Here is a 17869-nt window from a genome sequence, read left to right on the forward strand (position 1 = left end):
AACATCTCGATGTTCATCGATTATGAAATTGCGGTGATTGGCGCTGGCATCGTGGGCGCCAGCATTGCCGCGAAACTGAGCAGTACGGGTATTTCCGTGGCGCTGATCGACAAGGGCGCAGCAGGCGCCCTTGGGGCCAGCGGTTATTCCGGCGGGCTGGTGCGTTTATACGACACCGACCCGCTGTTGATGGAACTGGCAGCGTATTCCATTGGCTTGATGGATGAGGGCGTTTTCGCCACCACTTACTCCAGTGCATTGCGCCGCACCGGCATGATTTATCGTGCCGCACCGGATCAACTGGAGGACATCTGGAGCGCGATCAGGCAACACGCCAAAGTGCGTTACCCGATGCATCTGGTCGGCACCCACGAACTCGATGGCGTGCATTATCCGCACTGCCACAAGGACGCGCGGGTCAATCTGTTCGAGCCTAGGGCCAGCGTGGGCAATGTGCGTCAGGCCGTGGCCCTGTTGAGCAATGTGGTCCGCCAGTACGGGTTATTGCTGGAGCACTGCGAGGTCAAGTCCATCGATTGTCGCTCCAGTCATGATGTTCGCATCGAACTGGGCAGTGCCACCTTGCGTTGCCGGGCAGTGGTCGTTGCCGCCGGTGCCTGGAGCCAGCATCTGCTGCCAGGAACGGATTTCGGGCTTGAAACCCGTTCTATCCCCCTGGCAAGGGTGATGACTGAAAGCACCTGGTTCATGCCGGTTATCGATGCCGTCACCCAGACTTACGGGATTCCCCTGACCCGCAATATCGTTCAGACCGGCTGCGGCTTGCGAGACAGCGGTGCCTGGCCGGAGACTCTGGCCCGCCCTGACGAGCGGCATGCCCTGGATGCCAGCCAGCGTGTGCAGCAGCTGTCTGCATCCAGCGGCCTGATCAGCGTGCTGGACGTGCTGCCGGGTTTTGACAGCTACAGTGCCGATGGCAGGCCGCTGGTTGGATTTTGCGATGAGCACAGCCCCGTTTTCATGGCCACCGGCATGTCCGGGCTTGGTTTCAAGCTTGCGCCCGGAATTGCACAGATTGCGTTCGACCAGTTGCGCAGCCATCTGGCGGGGCAGGAACTGAGCGGCGAATGGTCGGCTCTGTCACCGGCACGCATTCAGGCTGGCTCTGGCGACCCGGGTGTGCAGCCATGATGCATTTGCAGAAGTCCCGCGTTCTGCGGGTTGGCGTCAGTGCCTTGTTCGACCCCAGTGACACGCCTCATGCCCGAACCTTTCTGCGGGCCCTGGCTGTGGCGCGAAACTTCATTGCCGGGCTGGGCCAGGTGGAATGGCGCTTTCTCGATGATGGCGCCAATGCAGCGCGTGGTGCGGAAGTAGCGCGGCAGATGATCGATCGGGAGGTCGATCTGGTCGTCGGGCATTTCTCTTCCGATGCGGCAGTGAGCGCTGCGGCACTCTATCGGCAGGCGGGCATCGCCTTGCTGACACCTGCCGCGACCATTGACTGCCTGACGCTTGAGCACGACAACGTCTTTCGCTTTTGCCCGTCGGATCGACAGTTGGCCAACGATCTGCTGGCCTGGCTGAAAACTCGCCAATGGAATGTGCTGCATATTGGCGCTGACGGCAGCGCCCACGGCCAGGCATTGGCCAGGGCCATCGCCGAGGCGGCGAAACAGGCGGGCTTGCATCAGGTCAGCGAGCCGGGGCAGGCGCAGGTGGAAGTGTTCGCCGGGCGCTTGCAGGCCAGCCGCGAGCACTGGCTTGCACGACGTCGGTCCGGCAGCACGCGACCTCTGGTACTGACCGACGATGCCGCATCGCCTTATCTGGGCAATGCCCTTGCCAATGATCGTGACACCTATGTCATCGGTTTCGGTGTAGCCGGCATGGACGAAGAGTCGGGAGCCTCTTCATGTCATGCAACGGCTCTTCATCAACGGTTATACGGCGCAATGCCTGAAACCTATTACCGCGAAAGCCTGTTGATGTTTTACGTGCTGGCGGTATTGGCCAACAGCAACTGGCGCAAGGCCGAGCTGCTGTCGGCATTGAGCAACACAACTTTCAACACCCCGCTGGGCATCGTCAGCTTTGATCAGGGCGAGTGCAGGGGGGCGTTCAACAGTGTCTGGAAACTGGGCGAGAGAGGGCTCGCTCCCGTTACCGAATAACGCAACACGTCTATCTGCTTACTGCCATTTACTCCAGTTCTAAGGATGGTTATTTAATGGGTAACTTAGCACCACACACGTTTAATACCGATGCGGTCTGTATTGGTTTCGGGCCTGCGGGTATTGCACTTTCCTGTGTGTTCGAAGATGCACGGGAAGTTGATGATCCGCTGTCTCACCTGACAGTTCGTTATCTTGAGGCCGCGCAGGATACTCAATGGCATCGCGAACTTCTGCTGGCCGGGGCCGATATCAATCACCATGTTTTCCGTGATCTGGTAACGCCGCGCAATCCCCGCAGCCGCTTTTCGTTCGCCATGTACCTGAAAAGCCAGGGGCGCATGTTTGACTTCGGGCTGCTGGGGCGTCCTGCCAGTCGTCATGAGTGGTCGGACTATGTCGCCTGGGTTTCCCGGCAAGTCGACAGTCACACCCGTTTCAATGCGCCAGTCACTGAAATCCTGCCGGTGATCCGTGACGGTCGCTTGTGCGAAGTTCAGGTCAAGACCCCGGATGCCAGTTTCAACACGCGCAATATCGTGCTCTCCAGCGGCAGCGAGCCAAGGATTCCGGTCGAGTTCCAGACGCTGCTCGGCCCAACCCTGTTCCACACCTCGCAATTCCTGACGCGCCTAAAGGCTTTTGGCGACAAGCTGCCCAAGCGCTGGCTGGTACTGGGCTCCGGGCAGAGCGCCAGTGAGTCGGTGCTGGAACTGGTCGGGCGTGACAGCGGCATTGAGGTGCATTCGGTCCATCGCTCCGCAGGTTTCAAGCTGACCCAACTGGGCCAGTTCCCCAACCGGGTTTTCGCGCCGGATCATGTCGATTACTTCCATAGCCTGAACCATGCCGCGCGCCATCGATTCCTCGACTGGAGCCGTTCGACCAACTACGCCGGCATCGATCCGGACGAGAGCCAGAAGCTGTTCTCGATGATCTACGAAGACTCCATCGCAGGTCGCAAACGGCTGAAGACCTATGGCTACCGGGTCGTTTCCCACATCGAGCAGATCGACCAGGGTTATCGCGTGGCGTTGACCGATACCTTCAGCCATCGCACCGAAATTCTGGAAGTGGATGTGGTCGTGCTTGGCACGGGCTACCAGCAGTATCTGGTTCCACCCTTGTTGAGCAACCTGCAACCGTGGCTCAAGGCTGACCTGGATGGCGGCCTGATCATCGACAGGGATTACAACGTCGCCACTCAGGGCGAGTGCGACGTGAGCGTCTGGGTCAACGGCCTTTCCGAGCGGACCCACGGCATCAGCGACAGCCAGTCGTTTTCCTTGATGGCATTGCGGGCCGAGCGCATCGCCAATGCCCTTGGGCAAACCCTCAATACCCCGGCCGATGCTCCGCTCCTGACACAGTGAAGTGACCCTCATGTACGACAATATCTGCGATATCGTTCACGACCAGACCTTTCTCAAGGTAGCGGGGCTGGGGCATGAATTTTTCCTGAAAATGGAATCGCTCAACCCGGCCGGCTCCATCAAGCTCAAGACTGCCGTCGGCCTGGTGGATGACCTGCAAGCCCGTGGCCTGATTGGTCCGGACACCATTCTCATCGAGTCTTCATCCGGCAACCTCGGGGTTGCCCTGGCGATGATCTGCGCCGAGCGCTCCATCAGGTTTACCTGTGTGGTCGACCCCAACAGCTCCAATCACAACATCCGCATGATGCGTACTTATGGCGCCGAGGTGATCCAGGTCGATACGCCGGACGCCAATGGCGGTTTTCTGGGGACGCGCATCGCCCTGATCCGCGACAAGGTCAGCTGCGACTCGCGCTATGTCTGGCTCAACCAGTATGAAAACTCGGCCAACCCCCGCGCCCATGCGCGTACGACGGCACGTTCGATCGGCCGACATTTCGGGCATGTGGATTACCTGTTCGTGGGCGCTGGCACCACGGGCACCCTGATGGGCTGCGTGCAGTATTTTCAGCGTCATCACCCGACGACAAAGATCATTGCCGTAGACAGCGTTGGCTCGGTGACTTTCAACACACCGGCCAGTCGGCGTTTCATTCCCGGGCTGGGTACCAGCCAGCGCCCGCCGATCTTCAATGCCGAAGGCATCCATGCTCTGGAAATGGTGCCGGAATCACGCACCGTAGCCATGTGCCGAGTGCTGGCGCGCAGCAAAGGCTTGCTGGTTGGTGGTTCAACCGCCACGGTGGTGGCTGCCGTGCATGCCTGGCGCGAGCGCATCGAACCCGGCTCCGTTGTGGTGGCGTTATCGCCGGACTGGGGCGAGCGCTATCTGGACACGATCTACGACGATCAATGGGTCGAGCAGCGTTTTGGCAGCGAAGTGCTGAACATGACCCTGGCGGACATGCCGGTCGTGCCCGAGTGGACCACTTATCTGGCGGCTGAGCGCCTGCGCCAGACGCCGTTTCATGTGGTGGATGGCGAAGCAGTGGCTCGGATTCTGTCTGCCGACCCGCAAGCCTGCATCGATGATGTGCAGCGTGCGTATCTGGAGCATGAAGCGGGGCGCTCCATCAATCCTGACAGTTACTTCCTGCGCTTTCCCCAGGCCCCGGCCAATCGCATCATCGCGTTGCCGGCCAGCCTTTCAGGTGAACAGCCTGTGAGTGGCATCAAGTGGATTTCCAGCTTTCCCGGCAATATCGACTCGGGTTTGCAGCGTGCCTCGGCGGTCCTGATCCTCAACGACCCGCTGACCGGCTATGCCTTCGCGTGCCTGGAGGCTTCGCGCATCAGCGCCATGCGGACTGCGGCCTCGGCAGTGCTGGGCGCGCGCTGGTTGAACCGCCAGCAACGCAATGTCCGTCGAATCGCCTTTATCGGCGCGGGGTTCATTGCCCGCACGATTCTGGACATGTTCGTCAGCGATGGCTGGGCGATGGATGAAGTCAGTGTGTTCGACAAGCACGTCGAATCGGCCCTGGCCCTGATCGAGCATGCTTCGACCCGCCATCAACTGACCAGCCACCCTGCGGACCTGGAAAGCAGTCTGCAGGCCGATGTGGTGGTGTTTGCGACAACGGCACCGAGCCCGTACGTGGACGATTACCCGTTCCGTCCCGAGCAGGTCATCCTCAATATTTCGTTGCGTGATCTTGGGCCAAAGGTCATTGCCCGCTCCAACAATATCCTCGATGACGTGGAGCATTGTCTCAAGGCCCAGACTTCGCCAGACCTTGCGGTGCAGCAGTATCAGGATCGCTCGTTCATCACCGGCACCCTGGCGCAACTGATGCTGGGCCAGATCGAACTGAAGCCGGACAGGGCGACGATCTTTTCGCCTTTCGGGCTCGGCGTGCTGGATCTGGCCGTGGGGCAGCGGGTTTATCAGCAGGCAATCACAGACTGCACGGCGCTGTCCGTGCCCCGGTTCTTTTTTGAATCGAATCGGTGGTGATGGCTATGCAGACTCTTTCCATCGAGCGTTTCCTTGATGAATCCATACCTGTTGCCGAACCTGAAGCACGCAAGGTCGCCATTATCGGTATGGGCTCCAGAGGGTTGAGCATTCTGGAGCAGTTGATCGGCATGGCGCGTCAGGACCAGAGCCAATGCTGGGTGATCGAGGTTTCAGACCCGCAAGCGCCCGGCAGCGGCCTGCACCTGGCCGAGCAACCGGACTACCTGATGCTCAACACCATGGCCGGGCAGCTTTCGGCGTTTTCCAGTGCCTTTCCCGCTTGTGAGCCGGCGGGCATGACATTCCTGCAATGGTGTACAGCCCACGGTGTGCGTCTGGATGAGCGTGGTCATACCTGTGATAACGAGCAGGGTCGCCCCGTCGGGTTTGGCGATTTCGTGCCGCGCAAGTTGCTGGGCCGCTATCTACAGGACTGTTACCGGTTTCTGCTGGAGCAATGTCCTGCCAATGTTCAGGTGTGTCATTACCCGCAAGAGGTGATCGCTTGCCAGCCATTGCCGGATGCGCCTGGCTTTCACTTGAAAGCCGCCAATGGCCGACAGTTCACCACCGAAGCGGTGTTTCTCACCAGCGGGCATGTGCCTGAAGCACGGGCAGAACTGGTAATTGGCGAGCGGGTCGCCATTGAAGGCCTTGGACTGACCGCCATGGACACTGTTGCCGCGCTGACTCAGGGGCGAGGCGGGCGCTATGAACGCGACGATGGTTTTGCAGGATGGCGTTACCTGCCATCCGGGCGCGAGCCGCAGATCTACCTGTTTTCCCGTTCGGGACTGGCGTTCCATGCCCGGCCGCAATGGAGCCCGGCCAGCGGGGCGGCATTGCCCAGGTTGTTTTTCACTGCCCCTGCCATCGAGGCTTTGCGGCAGCAGAGCATGACCGGGCAACTGGATTTCGAGCGGGACATCCTGCCGCTGATCGAGGACGAAATGCGTGCGGTGTTCTATCAGGCCAGGGTTCGGCTTGAAGCACCTGAACAACTGTTGTCTGTTCAACAAGGATTGCGGGCCGCGAAGGAAGCCGATGTTCGGGAAATGCTGTTTGCTCGCCTGGCCGGAGAGTGGGGTGAGTTCGAGCCGGCTCAATGGTTGCCAACCCGCCGCTGGACGGGGCAGAGCAGTGATTACAACCAGTGGTATCGCGAGTGGGTCGAGCATGATCTTGCGCTCAGTCGCCGAGGTACTGCGCAGAGCCCGGTGAAGCAGGCGCTGGAGGTCTGGCGCGACTACCGCGACCTGTTGCGAATGCTGGTGGATCGCAACGGGCTGACGGAGCGCTCTACTCTTGAGTTCTATGGCACCTGGGCCGGGCTTTCAAACCGTCTGGTCGGCGGGCCGCAAAAAGAGCGTTACGAAGACCTGCTGGCCTTGATGGACGCCGGTGTGGTCACGGTATTGCCGCCAATGAACGATGCGGGTTGCGCAGGTATCGAGTTCGACAGGGTGATCAATGCTCGCGTCCCCCATAGCGGTCTGTCGCGCAACGATAGGGGGCTTATGGGTGACTTGCAGCGCCAGGGGCTGGTCCGCGCCGCCCATGCATATCCCGCCGATGGCATCGAGACGGACAGTGTCGGTCGTGCGCTGAGCGCCGATGGTTCGGTACAGGAACGGCTCTGGGTCTTGGGGCCTGCCGTCGAGGGCTGCACCTTCTACAACCATTACGTTCCCACGCCGGACCCGACCTGCCGCGCACTCATTGAGGCGCGATTGGCCGTTGAGTCCTGTGTGGGTGTCCTGGGCATAAAGGCTTCAACCGTAACTCATCCGTAATCAGCAACATTACTTATTGAATTGAACAGGATAAATCTCCATGTACGAGATCACTTTGTTGACCGCGCTCGCCGGTGCTTTCATTGTTTTGATTATCAGCCCTGGCCCCAACTTTCTGGTTATTACCCAACTTTCCTTTAGTCAGTCGCGACAACAAGGTATTTGCGCCGGGTTGGGTGTGGCTTCGGGAAGTATTATCTGGGCATTGCTGGCGGCCACCAGTCTTGGGCTTATCTTTCAACAATTGCCCTGGTTGCAACCGGCCCTGCAATTGCTCGGCGGCACTTACCTGACCTGGCTGGGCAGCAAAAGCCTGCGCAGCGCGGGCAGCCAGCCCAGGCCGCGTGATATCCAGGCCTTGGGGATCGGCAGCCTGGGCCGCGCCTATCGCTTCGGGTTGCTGACCAATATGACCAACCCCAAGGCGCTGGCTTTCTACACCAGTGTATTCACTACGGTCACCACGCCAGGTATGCCGATGTGGGTGCGTACCGCCGGAGTTTCGATCATCGCGATTCTGGCTATTTCCTGGTTTGTCCTGTTGGCGACGCTGTTTTCCATTCCGGCTGTTCAAGCGCGTTATCAGCGTATGAAGAAGGCCATCGACATCATTACCGGGCTGTTCATGATCATTTTCGGTCTGCGACTGCTGATGGGTTTATTGCCTGCCGGTTTTATTGGCTGAAACAACGTTCGCCTCAATAAAGGAATAGACACATGCACACTAACGACTGGAACTATCCCACTTCGATTCGAGTGGGGGCAGGGCGTGTCAGCGAGTTGGCCGAGGCTTGTCGCGTCACAGGGATCAAACGTCCGTTGTTGATTACCGACACGTTTCTGGGCAGTACCGACATGATTCACAGCGCCTTGGCCGATTGCCGCAAAGCGCTGGGTCACTGCGGCCTGTTCGATCAGGTCAAGGGTAATCCCACTGGCGATAATGTCGCCAATGGGCTGGAGGCTTATAAAACCGGTGGTCATGACGGTGTCATTGCCTTTGGCGGCGGCTCGGCGCTGGATGCGGCCAAGGCCGTGGCGCTGATGTCGGGCCAGAGCCGCCCGCTCTGGGATTTCGAGGATATCGGCCAGAACCATTTGCGGGCCGATCCACTGGGGATTGCCCCTGTCATTGCCTTGCCCACCACGGCGGGCACGGGCTCTGAAGTCGGGCGAGCCTCGGTGATTACCGATGAAGAAGCGCGGGTCAAACGCACCATCCTGCATATCCGCATGATGCCGCGCATTGCCATTCTGGATGCCAACCTGACGCTGGATTTGCCCACGCACCTGACCGCAGCCACCGGTGCCGATGCCCTGACTCACTGCATGGAAGCCTATTGTTCGCCGGTTTATCACCCGATGGCCGAGGCGGTGGCAGTCAAGGGTATGCAACTGATCAAGGTCCACTTGCCCAGAGTCGTGGAGGACGGTCACGATCTTGAGGCTCGCCAGCAAATGCTGGTGGCTTCAAGCCTGGGCGCCGCCGCCTTTCAGCGCGGGCTGGGTGGCGTGCATGCCATCGCCCAGAGTCTGGGTGCCTTGTATGACCTTCACCATGGTTTGTTGAATGCCATTTTGTTGCCCTATGTGCTGCAAGCCAACGAGTCAGCCCTGACCACGCAGATGGATGACCTGGCGGTTTACCTGCGTTTGCCTGTGCCGGGTTTCACGGGGGTCATGGAGTGGGTGCTGCAACTGCGCGAGCAGATCGGTATTCCTCACATGCTGGGTGCAATTGGCATCGATGAACGTGATGCAGAGCTGGTGGGGCGCATGGCATTTGCCGATGGCTGCTCGCACACCAATCCGATCCGCCACTCGGCGCAGGTCTATGCGCAGATATTCAGCCATGCAGTCAGAGGGTAGTAGCTCATGGCGTCTATCGATGCGCGGGTTATCGAGCGTCTGGCCGAGGTCTGGCATGGGTTTGTGGATCAGGGCTCGATTGTCGGCGGTGTGCTGCTGGTGGCTCAGGAAGGCGAGATTCGCTACACATCCGCTCGTGGCTGGGCGGATCGTGAGAGCCGCATAGCGGCCCGGCGCGATACCCGGTTCCGCCTGGCTTCGCTGACCAAGTTGCTGACTTCGGTCACGGCCTTGCGTCTCTGTGAGCTGGGGGTATTGTCACTGGAGGCTCCGGTGACAGCCTGGCTCAAGGACTTTCGCCCGCAACTGGCGGATGGTCGCGAGCCGTTTATCACCTTACGGCACTTGCTGTCCCACACCTCGGGCTTGAGCTATGGCTTTGAGCAACCCCCGGGGAATGCCTATGCCTTGGCCGGAGTGTCGGACGGGCTGGATCTTGTCGCCATGGGCCTGCAGCAAAACCTGCAACGTCTGGCCAGTGTGCCTCTGTTGTTCGAGCCGGGGACTGGCTGGGGTTATTCGTTGGCTACGGATGTGGTGGGTGCGGTTATCGAGCAGGCTACCGGCCTTGCGTTGCCCCAAGCGGTTGCTCGCTGGGTGACGGAGCCCTTGGGCATGAGTGCGACAGGTTTCAGTCCCGATGGCGATCAACCGCTGTCCAGCGCCTACAAGGACGGAGTTTGTGGCCCGGAGCGGGTGGGCCGCCATGATGTGCTGGTGCTCGACAGCGGGCATGCCTGGCTGTCGTCGAGTCGGGCTTATGAGCTTGAGGCTTATGCTTCGGGGGGCGCGGGCATGCTGGGCTCGGCTGATGACTATCTGCGTCTGCTGGAGTGCCTGAGGCTGGGCGGTTCACCGGTATTGAGCGCTGCCAGTACCGCCAGCCTGTTGGGCAATGCCATTGGTGATATCGGGCTGGCGGGCAGGGGAGCAGGCTGGAAGTTCGGGCTTGGTCCGGTGGTTCTTGCTGATCCTGAACTGGCTCGGCATCCCCAGGGCGCGGGTACCTGGTCGTGGTGTGGTTTATATGGATGCCATTACTGGGTCGATCCGCAGGCCGGGATCAGCATGGTTGCTCTGACCAATACCGCCGTGGCCGGGGCATGGGGTGCATTTGCCGATGGGCTGGTCGAGGCCATCTACGGCTAGAACCGGCCAGTATCAAGCCCTGGCAAACTGCTTGCGGTAACTGCTGGGGCTGATGCCCACCAGATTGCGGAAGTGCCGACGGAAAGACTCTTCCGAACCAAAGCCTGCCCGGTCCACTACCTCGTTAAGGCGCAGTCGCGAGGATTCCAGCAATTCCTTGGCGTAGGCGATTCGTTCACCGAGCAGCCAGTCATAAGGCGTCAGGCCGGTGCTTTCCATGAAACTGCGGTGCAGGGTGCGGGTACTGACGGCGGCGCGGGAGGCCATTTCCTTGATGGTGTGCGGGCGCTGCAAGTCGCTGCGGATCCAGTCCATCAGGTTGGAGATCGGCCCATCGTTGGCCGCGACCAGTTGCCGGGAAGCATATTGCGATTGTCCGCCTTCGCGATGGGGCGGGATCACCATGCGTTGCGCCACCATATTGGCAACACGCGAGCCGTGATCGTTACGCACCAGATGCAGCATCATGTCCAGGCCTGCTGCAGACCCGGCAGCAGTCACGATATTGCCTTGATCGACATACAACTCATTGGGCTGGATGGTCAGGCCCGGATACATGGTGGCCAACAGATCGGTGTAACGCCAGTGAGTGGTTACCTTGTGCCCATCGAGCAGACCGGCCGCTGCCAGCACAAAGGCGCCGGTGCAGATAGAGCAGATGCGCGCCCCGCGTGCATGGGCTGCCTGAAGCTGTTCGATAAGTCGTTGAGGAATGGCGGATTCCACCCCGCGCCAGCCGGGGACGATGATGGTGTCGGCGTTTTCCAGCAGCACATCACCGGGCGTTGGGACGATGGTAATGCCGCCCGCCGCTGTGATCGGGCCGTCATCTACCGGGAATGTGGCGAACTCATACCAGCTTACGCCTAGCTCGGGCCTTTTCAGGGCGAAGACTTCCACCGTGCAACCAAATTCGAAGGTGCAGAGCTGGTTGTAGATGAGGGCAACGACGAGATGATTTTTCATGGCGCGATGTTACCGGATATTGGCATTACCGACAGTAGTTCGGTGTGATGCTACTGGGTAATCTGACGGCTGTCACCAAGTACTCTGGAGCCCCTTCATGTCACTCAATATCGGTATCTACGTCTATGACGATGTCGAAGTCCTGGACTTCGCAGGGCCCTATGAAGTGTTCACCACTGCAACGCGCATGCATGCACGCAAAAGCCGCGACGAACGGCCATTGTTCAATGTATTCACCATTGGCCGAAGCACCGCTTCGGTACGCGCCAGGGCCGGCCTGAAGGTCGACCCGGACTATTCGATCCACGATCATCCGGCCATGGATTGCCTGATTGTACCGGGTGGCGTTGTAAACGCCGAACTGGAAAAACCGGATGTCATCCACTGGATCAGTGATCAGTCCGTGCCCGGCCGTGTGGTTGCTGCCGTCTGCACCGGCGCTTTCTTGCTGGCCAAGACCGGCAAGCTGGCGGGTAAGCAAGTCACCACTCACTGGGAAGACATCGCCGACCTCAAGGAAATGTTCCCCTCCATCGATGTACTGAGCACTCTGCGCTGGGTCGATGAAGGTTCCTTCGTGACCTCGGCGGGCATTTCCGCCGGTATCGACATGAGCCTGCACCTGGTTGAACGCTTGCACAGCCGCGAACTGGCGGAACGCACCGCTCTGCAACTAGACTTCGACTGGACCGAAAACGACTAGGCTTCGCACGCAAACTGGCTGCGCGTCGCTCATGCTGCGTTGAAAACAGGCTCGGAATGCTCATTTACAACACGTAAACTCCGCTTCCTCGCCTGTTTTCGCCTTGCCTGAGCGTCGCTCGCCGAGTTTTCGTACAAACCCTGGGCCATCCTGTCATTGCGTTTTTTCCTGTTTTTTCAGAAGCATCGGTGCCGATATTCCCTCTGCCTCACAGCCGTTGAGCCGCGCAGGGAATATCACTGATTTCGTTACGCGCTTGTGCGTAACGCACCTTTCTCGAAAAATGCAGCGGTCGCTTTACCCCGTCTGACACATCCCTCTGTGTTGCCCTGCGGCAGGCTGCGGGATTGCGTTTGCGGGGCTTCTTGTATTCCCTTCACCAACCTGCTCAATTGCAGGCCCGCGCCCACTATCGCCACGTCCAGAGTGCAGGAAATATGAAAACCCACTTCTTCAAAGTCGTTCAAGCCGTTGCAATGCATGGTTCTTTCTCGGAGGCTGCGGCCATCCTGGGCTGTAGTCAGTCCAATATCAGCTACGCCATCAAGGAGGTTGAGGATTTTTTCGAAAAGCGCCTGTTCATCCGCAGCCGCACAGGCTGCACCCTGACCCCGGAAGGAAAAGTCATCACCCAGACCCTCGGCAGTATCATGGCGACGCTTGAACAACTAAAAAAAATAGGGCCAGCGGTACTGTAACAATCCACTATTTCACACACATTCTCGAAACAAGCCTGGATACGTCGCTGGATTTTCTGGCCCGGATTTACCCGGATATCCATTTGAGCGTTGTGCACAGCAACGAACAAAACCCCTCTCTGGACCCCTTGAGAAAAGAACTGGCCGATATCCTGATCCTGCCCAGCACCGTGCAGAGCGAGCACTATATCGAGCATCATCACTGGTCCGACTATTACGTGCTGGTGTGCGCCAGGAACGGGCATCCTTCCGTACACAGCTTCACTGAACTCTCGCAAACCGTGCGCTATGTTGCCTGGCGTCATCCAGGCCTTGAGCGTCTGCACAATCATCTTGCCTCGGCCCAGTTGCGCCTCAGCCATCGCGGGGAGCTCAGTTGCCTGGAAACATTGCTGGACCTGATTGCCAAGGGGCATTGCATTTCGATACTGCCCAGCGCCTTGCTGGCCGGCCGTTTCAGCAATCTTGTGCCCGTTCCGCTACCCTTGACGATCATGCGTCATATCAGCGTCGTCGCACGGCCCACATCGCTATTGTCCAATGCGGCCAATGCCGTGCTGCAGACATTGAAGAAGCCATCGATCATCCCGACCAAGCGATTGCTCACATAAAACCGGATGCAACGTTTTCCATCGCTGGCGCTCATACCCATAGGTAATGAATTCGGGACGGGGCGCTTGCGGTCTGTCTTGAGCCACCCTAATGGACGTGGATGACTGAACCTTATGACGACACCGGACAAGCAGTATCTGGACTGGCTGGTTGAACAATCAATGCTCAATGCCGCAAGGCAGCGTGCCAAATCCTATGGCGGGCAGGGCAGGTTATGGCAGCGATCTTTCGCCCATGCTCGTCCCAGGGATGCTTCGGCGATAGCCTCTGTCTGGTTCACGGCCTATCCGGCTTCCATCATTACCCGCGAAGGCGGCTCGGTTCTGGAGGCATTGGGGGATGAAGCGCTTTGGCATTCCTTGTCCGAAATCGGCATTCAGGGCATTCATAACGGCCCGCTCAAACTTTCCGGTGGCCTGCAAGGCCGCAATCTTACGCCCAGCATCGACGGCAATTTTGACCGGATCAGTTTCGGCATCGACCCGCAACTGGGGACCGAAGCCCAGTTACTGAACCTCAGCCGCATCGCTGCCGCGCACAACGCCGTCATCATTGATGACGTGATTCCGTCACACACCGGCAAGGGCGCGGATTTTCGGCTGGCGGAAATGGCTTACGAGGATTATCCCGGCCTCTACCATATGGTCGAGATCCGTGAGGAAGACTGGCATCTGTTGCCTGACGTGCCCGCTGGACGTGATGCGGTCAACCTGATGCCTGAGGTGGTCGATCAGCTTCGGGACAAGCATTACATCGTCGGGCAATTGCAGCGCGTCATTTTCTTCGAGCCGGGTGTCAAGGAAACCGACTGGAGTGCCACGGCCGTGGTTCAGGGCGTGGATGGTAAGGCCCGGCGCTGGGTTTACCTGCATTACTTCAAGGAGGGCCAGCCATCGCTCAACTGGCTGGACCCAAGCTTTGCTGCGCAGCAGATGATCATTGGCGACGCACTGCATGCCATTGACGTCATGGGCGCGAGGATCCTGCGCCTGGATGCCAATGGCTTTCTGGGTGTGGAGCGCAAGGCTGAAGGCTCGGCCTGGTCGGAAAGCCACCCGCTGTCGATTACCGGCAACCAGTTGCTGGGCGGCGCAATCCGCAAGGCGGGCGGCTTCAGCTTTCAGGAACTGAACCTGACTCTGGACGATATTGCGGCCATGTCCCATGGCGGTGCCGATCTGTCCTACGACTTCATCACCCGGCCTGCCTATCAGCATGCGCTGTTGACCGGCACAACCGAGTTCCTGCGCCTGATGTTGCGTCAGGTGCATGTATTCGGAATCGACCCTGCTTCATTGATCCATGCCCTGCAGAATCATGATGAACTGACCCTGGAGCTGGTGCATTTCTGGACCTTGCATGCCCATGACACCTATCACTACCAAGGTCAGACCTTTCCCGGAAACATCCTGCGCGAGCATATCCGCGAAGAGATGTATGAGCATCTGGCGGGCGAGCATGCGCCCTACAACCTCAAGTTCGTCACCAACGGCGTGTCCTGCACCACGGCCAGTATCATCACTGCAGCCTTGGGGATTCGTGACCTCGACACGATCAAGGAGGCAGACATCAAGCAGATCCAGCACATTCACTTGTTGCTGGTGATGTACAACGCGATGCAGCCCGGGGTTTTTGCCTTGTCCGGGTGGGACCTGGTCGGTGCATTACCGCTGCCCGCCGAGCAGGTTCAGCACCTGATGCAGGATGGCGACACCCGCTGGATTCACCGTGGGGCCTACGATCTGGCGGACCTCGACCCCGAAGCTGAGTTTTCCGCGGGCAACATGCCCCGTCCCAAAACCTTGTACGGCAGCCTGATCAGCCAGTTGCAGCAGCCGGACTCGTTTGCTTCGCAACTCAAGAAGATACTTGCGGTACGCCGTGCCTATGATATTGCCGCCAGTCGCCAGATATTGATTCCCGATGTGGAGCACCCCGGCCTGCTGGTCATGGTCCATGAGTTGCCCGCCGGCAAAGGCACGCAGATCACGGCCCTCAACTTCAGCGCACAGACCATTGTCGAAACCCTGCACTTGCCGGATATCGCGCCGGGGCCGGTGGTGGACATCATCAATGAGCGCGTGGAAGGGGATCTGACGCAACAGGGCGAATTCACCATTACCCTCGATGCCTATGAAGGGCTGGCGTTGCGCGTGGTCAGCACCATTTCTTGACGAAATCATGACATCTGCTCCCCGATAATCACTCACGCCTGAAGGCTTGAGTGATTTCGGGTCGTCGAGCATTGTCCTGTTGTCGGAAAGTCCATGGAAAACAAACACAGCCTGAAGCAACGCATCGTCACGGTTTTTGCAGTGATGAGCGCCTTGATTGCTGGCGTATTTGCAGCAGGTGTTGTTGTTACAGTCCATGTTGTCGAGAAGCGGCTGTCCATCATCACCCTTGGCAGTGAACTTCATCGGCTATTGATGATGGAGGACGCAGATGACTGGCAGCATCGGCCTTATAAGCGTTCGCTGTTCTATGTTCAGGGCGGAGCGGGTGATCTGGCGATGACGCCGTCTCTTGAGGCACTTGACGAAGGTTTTCATGAGCTGACCCGGGAGAACCGTCCTTATTACGCCATGGTCGAGTCGGTGAGTGGTCGCAAATACGTTTTATTGCGCGACCTGCATAGCTCCATCAAGCGTGAGCGAATTCTGCTGGTCGTGGTTTTCATCAGCTTTGTGTTGAGTGTGCTGCTGGCCATTCTATTGGGACGTTTGTTGGCACATCGTGTAATCGCGCCGGTTATACGGCTATCCCGCCAGGTTCGTCAGCGAGAGCAGTTCATGGGGCAGGCGCCTGCATTGGCCCCGGAATATGCCAAGGACGAAGTGGGCACCCTGGCCGTGGCATTCGACAAGACCATGGGCCAGTTACGTGCGGCGTTGGGGCGCGAGAAGCTGTTTACCAGTGACGTCAGCCATGAACTGCGCACTCCCTTGATGATCCTCATCAGTTCCAGTGAGCTGCTGCTGGAAAACCCGAGCCTCGACAAGCGCTCCCATTCACAGGTTGTGCGCATTGCCAGGGCCAGTGCAGCCATGCAACAACTGGTGGAAACCTTTCTGCTGCTGGCCCGTGCCGAAAGCAATCAACCCAACCAGGGACCGCGTTCGACACTGTCGATGGTGGCCAATGAACTGGTCGAGCTCTGGGGAGAACCTATCAGGCAAAAAGGTCTGGAGCTGATCCATGAACCCCAGGAACCCTCGGACACGCTGTATAACGCGACACTCCTGCACTCGGTCATGGGCAACCTGCTGCGCAATGCCTGGCACTACACCGATCAGGGCTTCATTCGCCTGACCCTGAAGGCGGACAGCTTTGTGGTGGAAGACAGCGGCATCGGAATTCCCGCCGAGAAGCAGCAAGAGATGTTTCAACCCTTTATCAGAGGGGATGAACAGCGCGGCGATGGACTGGGGCTGGGGCTTTCACTGGTACAACGCATCTGCGCCAACCAGCAGTGGCAAGTACTGCTGACCAGCCGGGAGCCTAATGGCTGCCGGTTTGAAGTACGGTTGGAGGGAGGGGGGTAAGCTGAAAGCTACAAGCTACAAGCTACAAGCTACAAGCTACAAGCTATAAGCTATAAGTCAAAAGCTTGAGGCTTGAGGCTTGAGGCTTGAGGCTTGAGGCTTGAGGCTTACAGCTTGAAGCTTAAATCGCGCTGCGCAGCAGCGGCGTCAGTTCGTCAAGCAGCACCTGAACCGAGCGTAATGCCCTGCAGTCGGGGCGTGTCAGTAACCACAGGTCGGTGCTGCAGCCTTCCAGGGGAGGGCTCAGCACTTCGGTGTCTGGCAGGCTGCGGGCGGTGAAGTCGGGCATGGCTGCCACGCCAAGCCCGGCGGCCACCAGTTGTGAGACGGCTGACATGCTGCTGCATCGATAGCGAGGTACGACGGCAGGGAATGCCTGCCTGCGCCAGATCACTGAGGTGTGGTCCGGCATTGAGTCGTCGGGGCTGATCCACGGCACGCAAGCCGGTGAGTCTTGCAGTGGCTCGCGATAGTCAGAATGGCCGCAAATGACATAGTGGGCGCTGCCCAGTTGTCGGCCTATCAGATGCTCGGGCGGGGTATTGGTCAGGCGCAGGGCGATGTCCGCATCGCGGCGGCTGAGGTTGGCGAATGTGTTGGAGGTCGCCAGTTCCAGGGTCAACGCCGGGTAGGACGGCATGAAGCGGGCGAGGGCGGGTAGCAACAGGCTATGCAATACGGCGTCGGTGCAGGTCAGGCGTACTGTGCCGCTGACCACGTTTTCCCCTTGTTGCAGGGCCACGCGGGCAGCATTGAGGGCCAGCTCTGCGCGTTCAGCCTGTTCGGACATGGCCTGTGCCGTGTCGGTGGGGATATAGCCACGACGGTTTTTCTCGAACAGTGCCGTACCCAATGCCGCTTCGAGCCGTCTGATGGAGCGGAATACTGTGGAGATATCGACATGCAGCAGCTCTGCGGCACGTGCCAGTGTGCGTCCGCGCACCAATGCCAGCACCAGTGACAGGTCGGCGTGACTGATCTCATATTGCATCGCTGCATACTT

General features: G+C 59.0%; 15 protein-coding genes. 13 read left to right on the forward strand and 2 right to left on the reverse strand.

Annotation, left to right across the window (positions count from 1 at the left end; genetic code table 11):
• Nucleotides 1-9 precede the first annotated feature (9 nt).
• The 8 genes from ACODS3_RS19705 to ACODS3_RS19740 are packed head-to-tail and all read left to right on the forward strand — an operon-like array spanning nt 10 to nt 10342.
• On the forward strand, nt 10-1152 hold the full coding sequence (locus ACODS3_RS19705) for an NAD(P)/FAD-dependent oxidoreductase (RefSeq protein WP_201017178.1): 1143 nt from the start codon (nt 10-12) through the stop codon (nt 1150-1152).
• Nucleotides 1149-2135, forward strand: a complete 987-nt coding sequence (locus ACODS3_RS19710) for an ABC transporter substrate-binding protein (RefSeq protein ID WP_236250134.1) — start codon at nt 1149-1151, stop codon at nt 2133-2135. The genes ACODS3_RS19705 and ACODS3_RS19710 overlap by 4 nt, the downstream gene beginning before the upstream one ends.
• Nucleotides 2136-2191: 56 nt before the next feature.
• Nucleotides 2192-3508: a SidA/IucD/PvdA family monooxygenase gene (locus ACODS3_RS19715; RefSeq protein WP_201017177.1), complete on the forward strand. Its 1317-nt coding sequence runs from the start codon at nt 2192-2194 to the stop codon at nt 3506-3508.
• Between the two features lie 10 nt (nt 3509-3518).
• A complete protein-coding gene (sbnB, locus tag ACODS3_RS19720) occupies nt 3519-5528 on the forward strand; it encodes a 2,3-diaminopropionate biosynthesis protein SbnB (protein ID WP_489035852.1) in 2010 nt (669 codons plus the stop codon).
• A 5-nt stretch (nt 5529-5533) separates the two neighbouring features.
• Nucleotides 5534-7324: an FAD/NAD(P)-binding protein gene (locus tag ACODS3_RS19725; protein WP_489035854.1), complete on the forward strand. Its 1791-nt coding sequence runs from the start codon at nt 5534-5536 to the stop codon at nt 7322-7324.
• Between the two features lie 40 nt (nt 7325-7364).
• On the forward strand, nt 7365-8009 hold the full coding sequence (locus ACODS3_RS19730) for a LysE family transporter (protein WP_304575643.1): 645 nt from the start codon (nt 7365-7367) through the stop codon (nt 8007-8009).
• Nucleotides 8010-8041: 32 nt separating this feature from the next.
• Nucleotides 8042-9193: an iron-containing alcohol dehydrogenase gene (locus ACODS3_RS19735; protein ID WP_201017173.1), complete on the forward strand. Its 1152-nt coding sequence runs from the start codon at nt 8042-8044 to the stop codon at nt 9191-9193.
• A gap of 6 nt (nt 9194-9199) precedes the next feature.
• Nucleotides 9200-10342 (forward strand): serine hydrolase domain-containing protein, encoded by a 1143-nt coding sequence (locus ACODS3_RS19740; RefSeq protein ID WP_489035857.1) that lies wholly within the window; start codon nt 9200-9202, stop codon nt 10340-10342.
• Nucleotides 10343-10354: 12 nt separating this feature from the next.
• On the opposite strand, the gene ftrA is transcribed toward ACODS3_RS19740, so the two are convergent.
• Nucleotides 10355-11308, reverse strand: coding sequence for a transcriptional regulator FtrA (gene ftrA / locus ACODS3_RS19745; protein WP_201000731.1), 954 nt, complete (start codon nt 11306-11308; stop codon nt 10355-10357).
• A gap of 97 nt (nt 11309-11405) precedes the next feature.
• Here ftrA and ACODS3_RS19750 point away from each other — a divergent pair, with 97 nt between their 5' ends.
• The 5 genes from ACODS3_RS19750 (at nt 11406) to ACODS3_RS19770 (ending at nt 16866) form a co-directional block, all read left to right on the forward strand.
• Nucleotides 11406-12011, forward strand: coding sequence for a DJ-1/PfpI family protein (locus ACODS3_RS19750; RefSeq protein ID WP_025260303.1), 606 nt, complete (start codon nt 11406-11408; stop codon nt 12009-12011).
• Nucleotides 12012-12448: 437 nt separating this feature from the next.
• Complete coding sequence (locus tag ACODS3_RS19755) at nt 12449-12709, forward strand: LysR family transcriptional regulator (RefSeq protein WP_201017170.1); 261 nt, start codon at nt 12449-12451, stop codon at nt 12707-12709.
• Between the two features lie 35 nt (nt 12710-12744).
• Nucleotides 12745-13320, forward strand: coding sequence for a LysR substrate-binding domain-containing protein (locus ACODS3_RS19760; protein ID WP_236250141.1), 576 nt, complete (start codon nt 12745-12747; stop codon nt 13318-13320).
• Between the two features lie 114 nt (nt 13321-13434).
• Entirely contained in the window at nt 13435-15495 is a 2061-nt protein-coding gene (gene treS / locus ACODS3_RS19765) for a maltose alpha-D-glucosyltransferase (RefSeq protein ID WP_489035860.1), read from the forward strand.
• Between the two features lie 93 nt (nt 15496-15588).
• Nucleotides 15589-16866, forward strand: coding sequence for a sensor histidine kinase (locus ACODS3_RS19770; protein ID WP_201017168.1), 1278 nt, complete (start codon nt 15589-15591; stop codon nt 16864-16866).
• A gap of 121 nt (nt 16867-16987) precedes the next feature.
• Here ACODS3_RS19770 and ACODS3_RS19775 read toward each other — a convergent pair whose 3' ends face one another.
• Complete coding sequence (locus ACODS3_RS19775; protein WP_201017167.1) at nt 16988-17857, reverse strand: LysR family transcriptional regulator; 870 nt, start codon at nt 17855-17857, stop codon at nt 16988-16990.
• Nucleotides 17858-17869: the final 12 nt, after the last annotated feature.

This window comes from Pseudomonas sp. FG43 (assembly GCF_057809175.1).

Bases quoted from the DNA above. Each gene is read 5' to 3' on its own strand.
- treS (WP_489035860.1), top strand. From the start codon at position 13,435: ATGACGACACCGGACAAGCAGTATCTGGACTGGCTGGTTGAACAATCA.
- ACODS3_RS19710 (WP_236250134.1), top strand. From the start codon at position 1,149: ATGATGCATTTGCAGAAGTCCCGCGTTCTGCGGGTTGGCGTCAGTGCC.
- ftrA (WP_201000731.1), bottom strand. From the start codon at position 11,308: ATGAAAAATCATCTCGTCGTTGCCCTCATCTACAACCAGCTCTGCACC.
- ACODS3_RS19730 (WP_304575643.1), top strand. From the start codon at position 7,365: ATGTACGAGATCACTTTGTTGACCGCGCTCGCCGGTGCTTTCATTGTT.
- ACODS3_RS19755 (WP_201017170.1), top strand. From the start codon at position 12,449: ATGAAAACCCACTTCTTCAAAGTCGTTCAAGCCGTTGCAATGCATGGT.
- ACODS3_RS19740 (WP_489035857.1), top strand. From the start codon at position 9,200: ATGGCGTCTATCGATGCGCGGGTTATCGAGCGTCTGGCCGAGGTCTGG.
- sbnB (WP_489035852.1), top strand. From the start codon at position 3,519: ATGTACGACAATATCTGCGATATCGTTCACGACCAGACCTTTCTCAAG.
- ACODS3_RS19705 (WP_201017178.1), top strand. From the start codon at position 10: ATGTTCATCGATTATGAAATTGCGGTGATTGGCGCTGGCATCGTGGGC.
- ACODS3_RS19735 (WP_201017173.1), top strand. From the start codon at position 8,042: ATGCACACTAACGACTGGAACTATCCCACTTCGATTCGAGTGGGGGCA.
- ACODS3_RS19715 (WP_201017177.1), top strand. From the start codon at position 2,192: ATGGGTAACTTAGCACCACACACGTTTAATACCGATGCGGTCTGTATT.
- ACODS3_RS19725 (WP_489035854.1), top strand. From the start codon at position 5,534: ATGCAGACTCTTTCCATCGAGCGTTTCCTTGATGAATCCATACCTGTT.
- ACODS3_RS19770 (WP_201017168.1), top strand. From the start codon at position 15,589: ATGGAAAACAAACACAGCCTGAAGCAACGCATCGTCACGGTTTTTGCA.
- ACODS3_RS19750 (WP_025260303.1), top strand. From the start codon at position 11,406: ATGTCACTCAATATCGGTATCTACGTCTATGACGATGTCGAAGTCCTG.
- ACODS3_RS19775 (WP_201017167.1), bottom strand. From the start codon at position 17,857: ATGCAATATGAGATCAGTCACGCCGACCTGTCACTGGTGCTGGCATTG.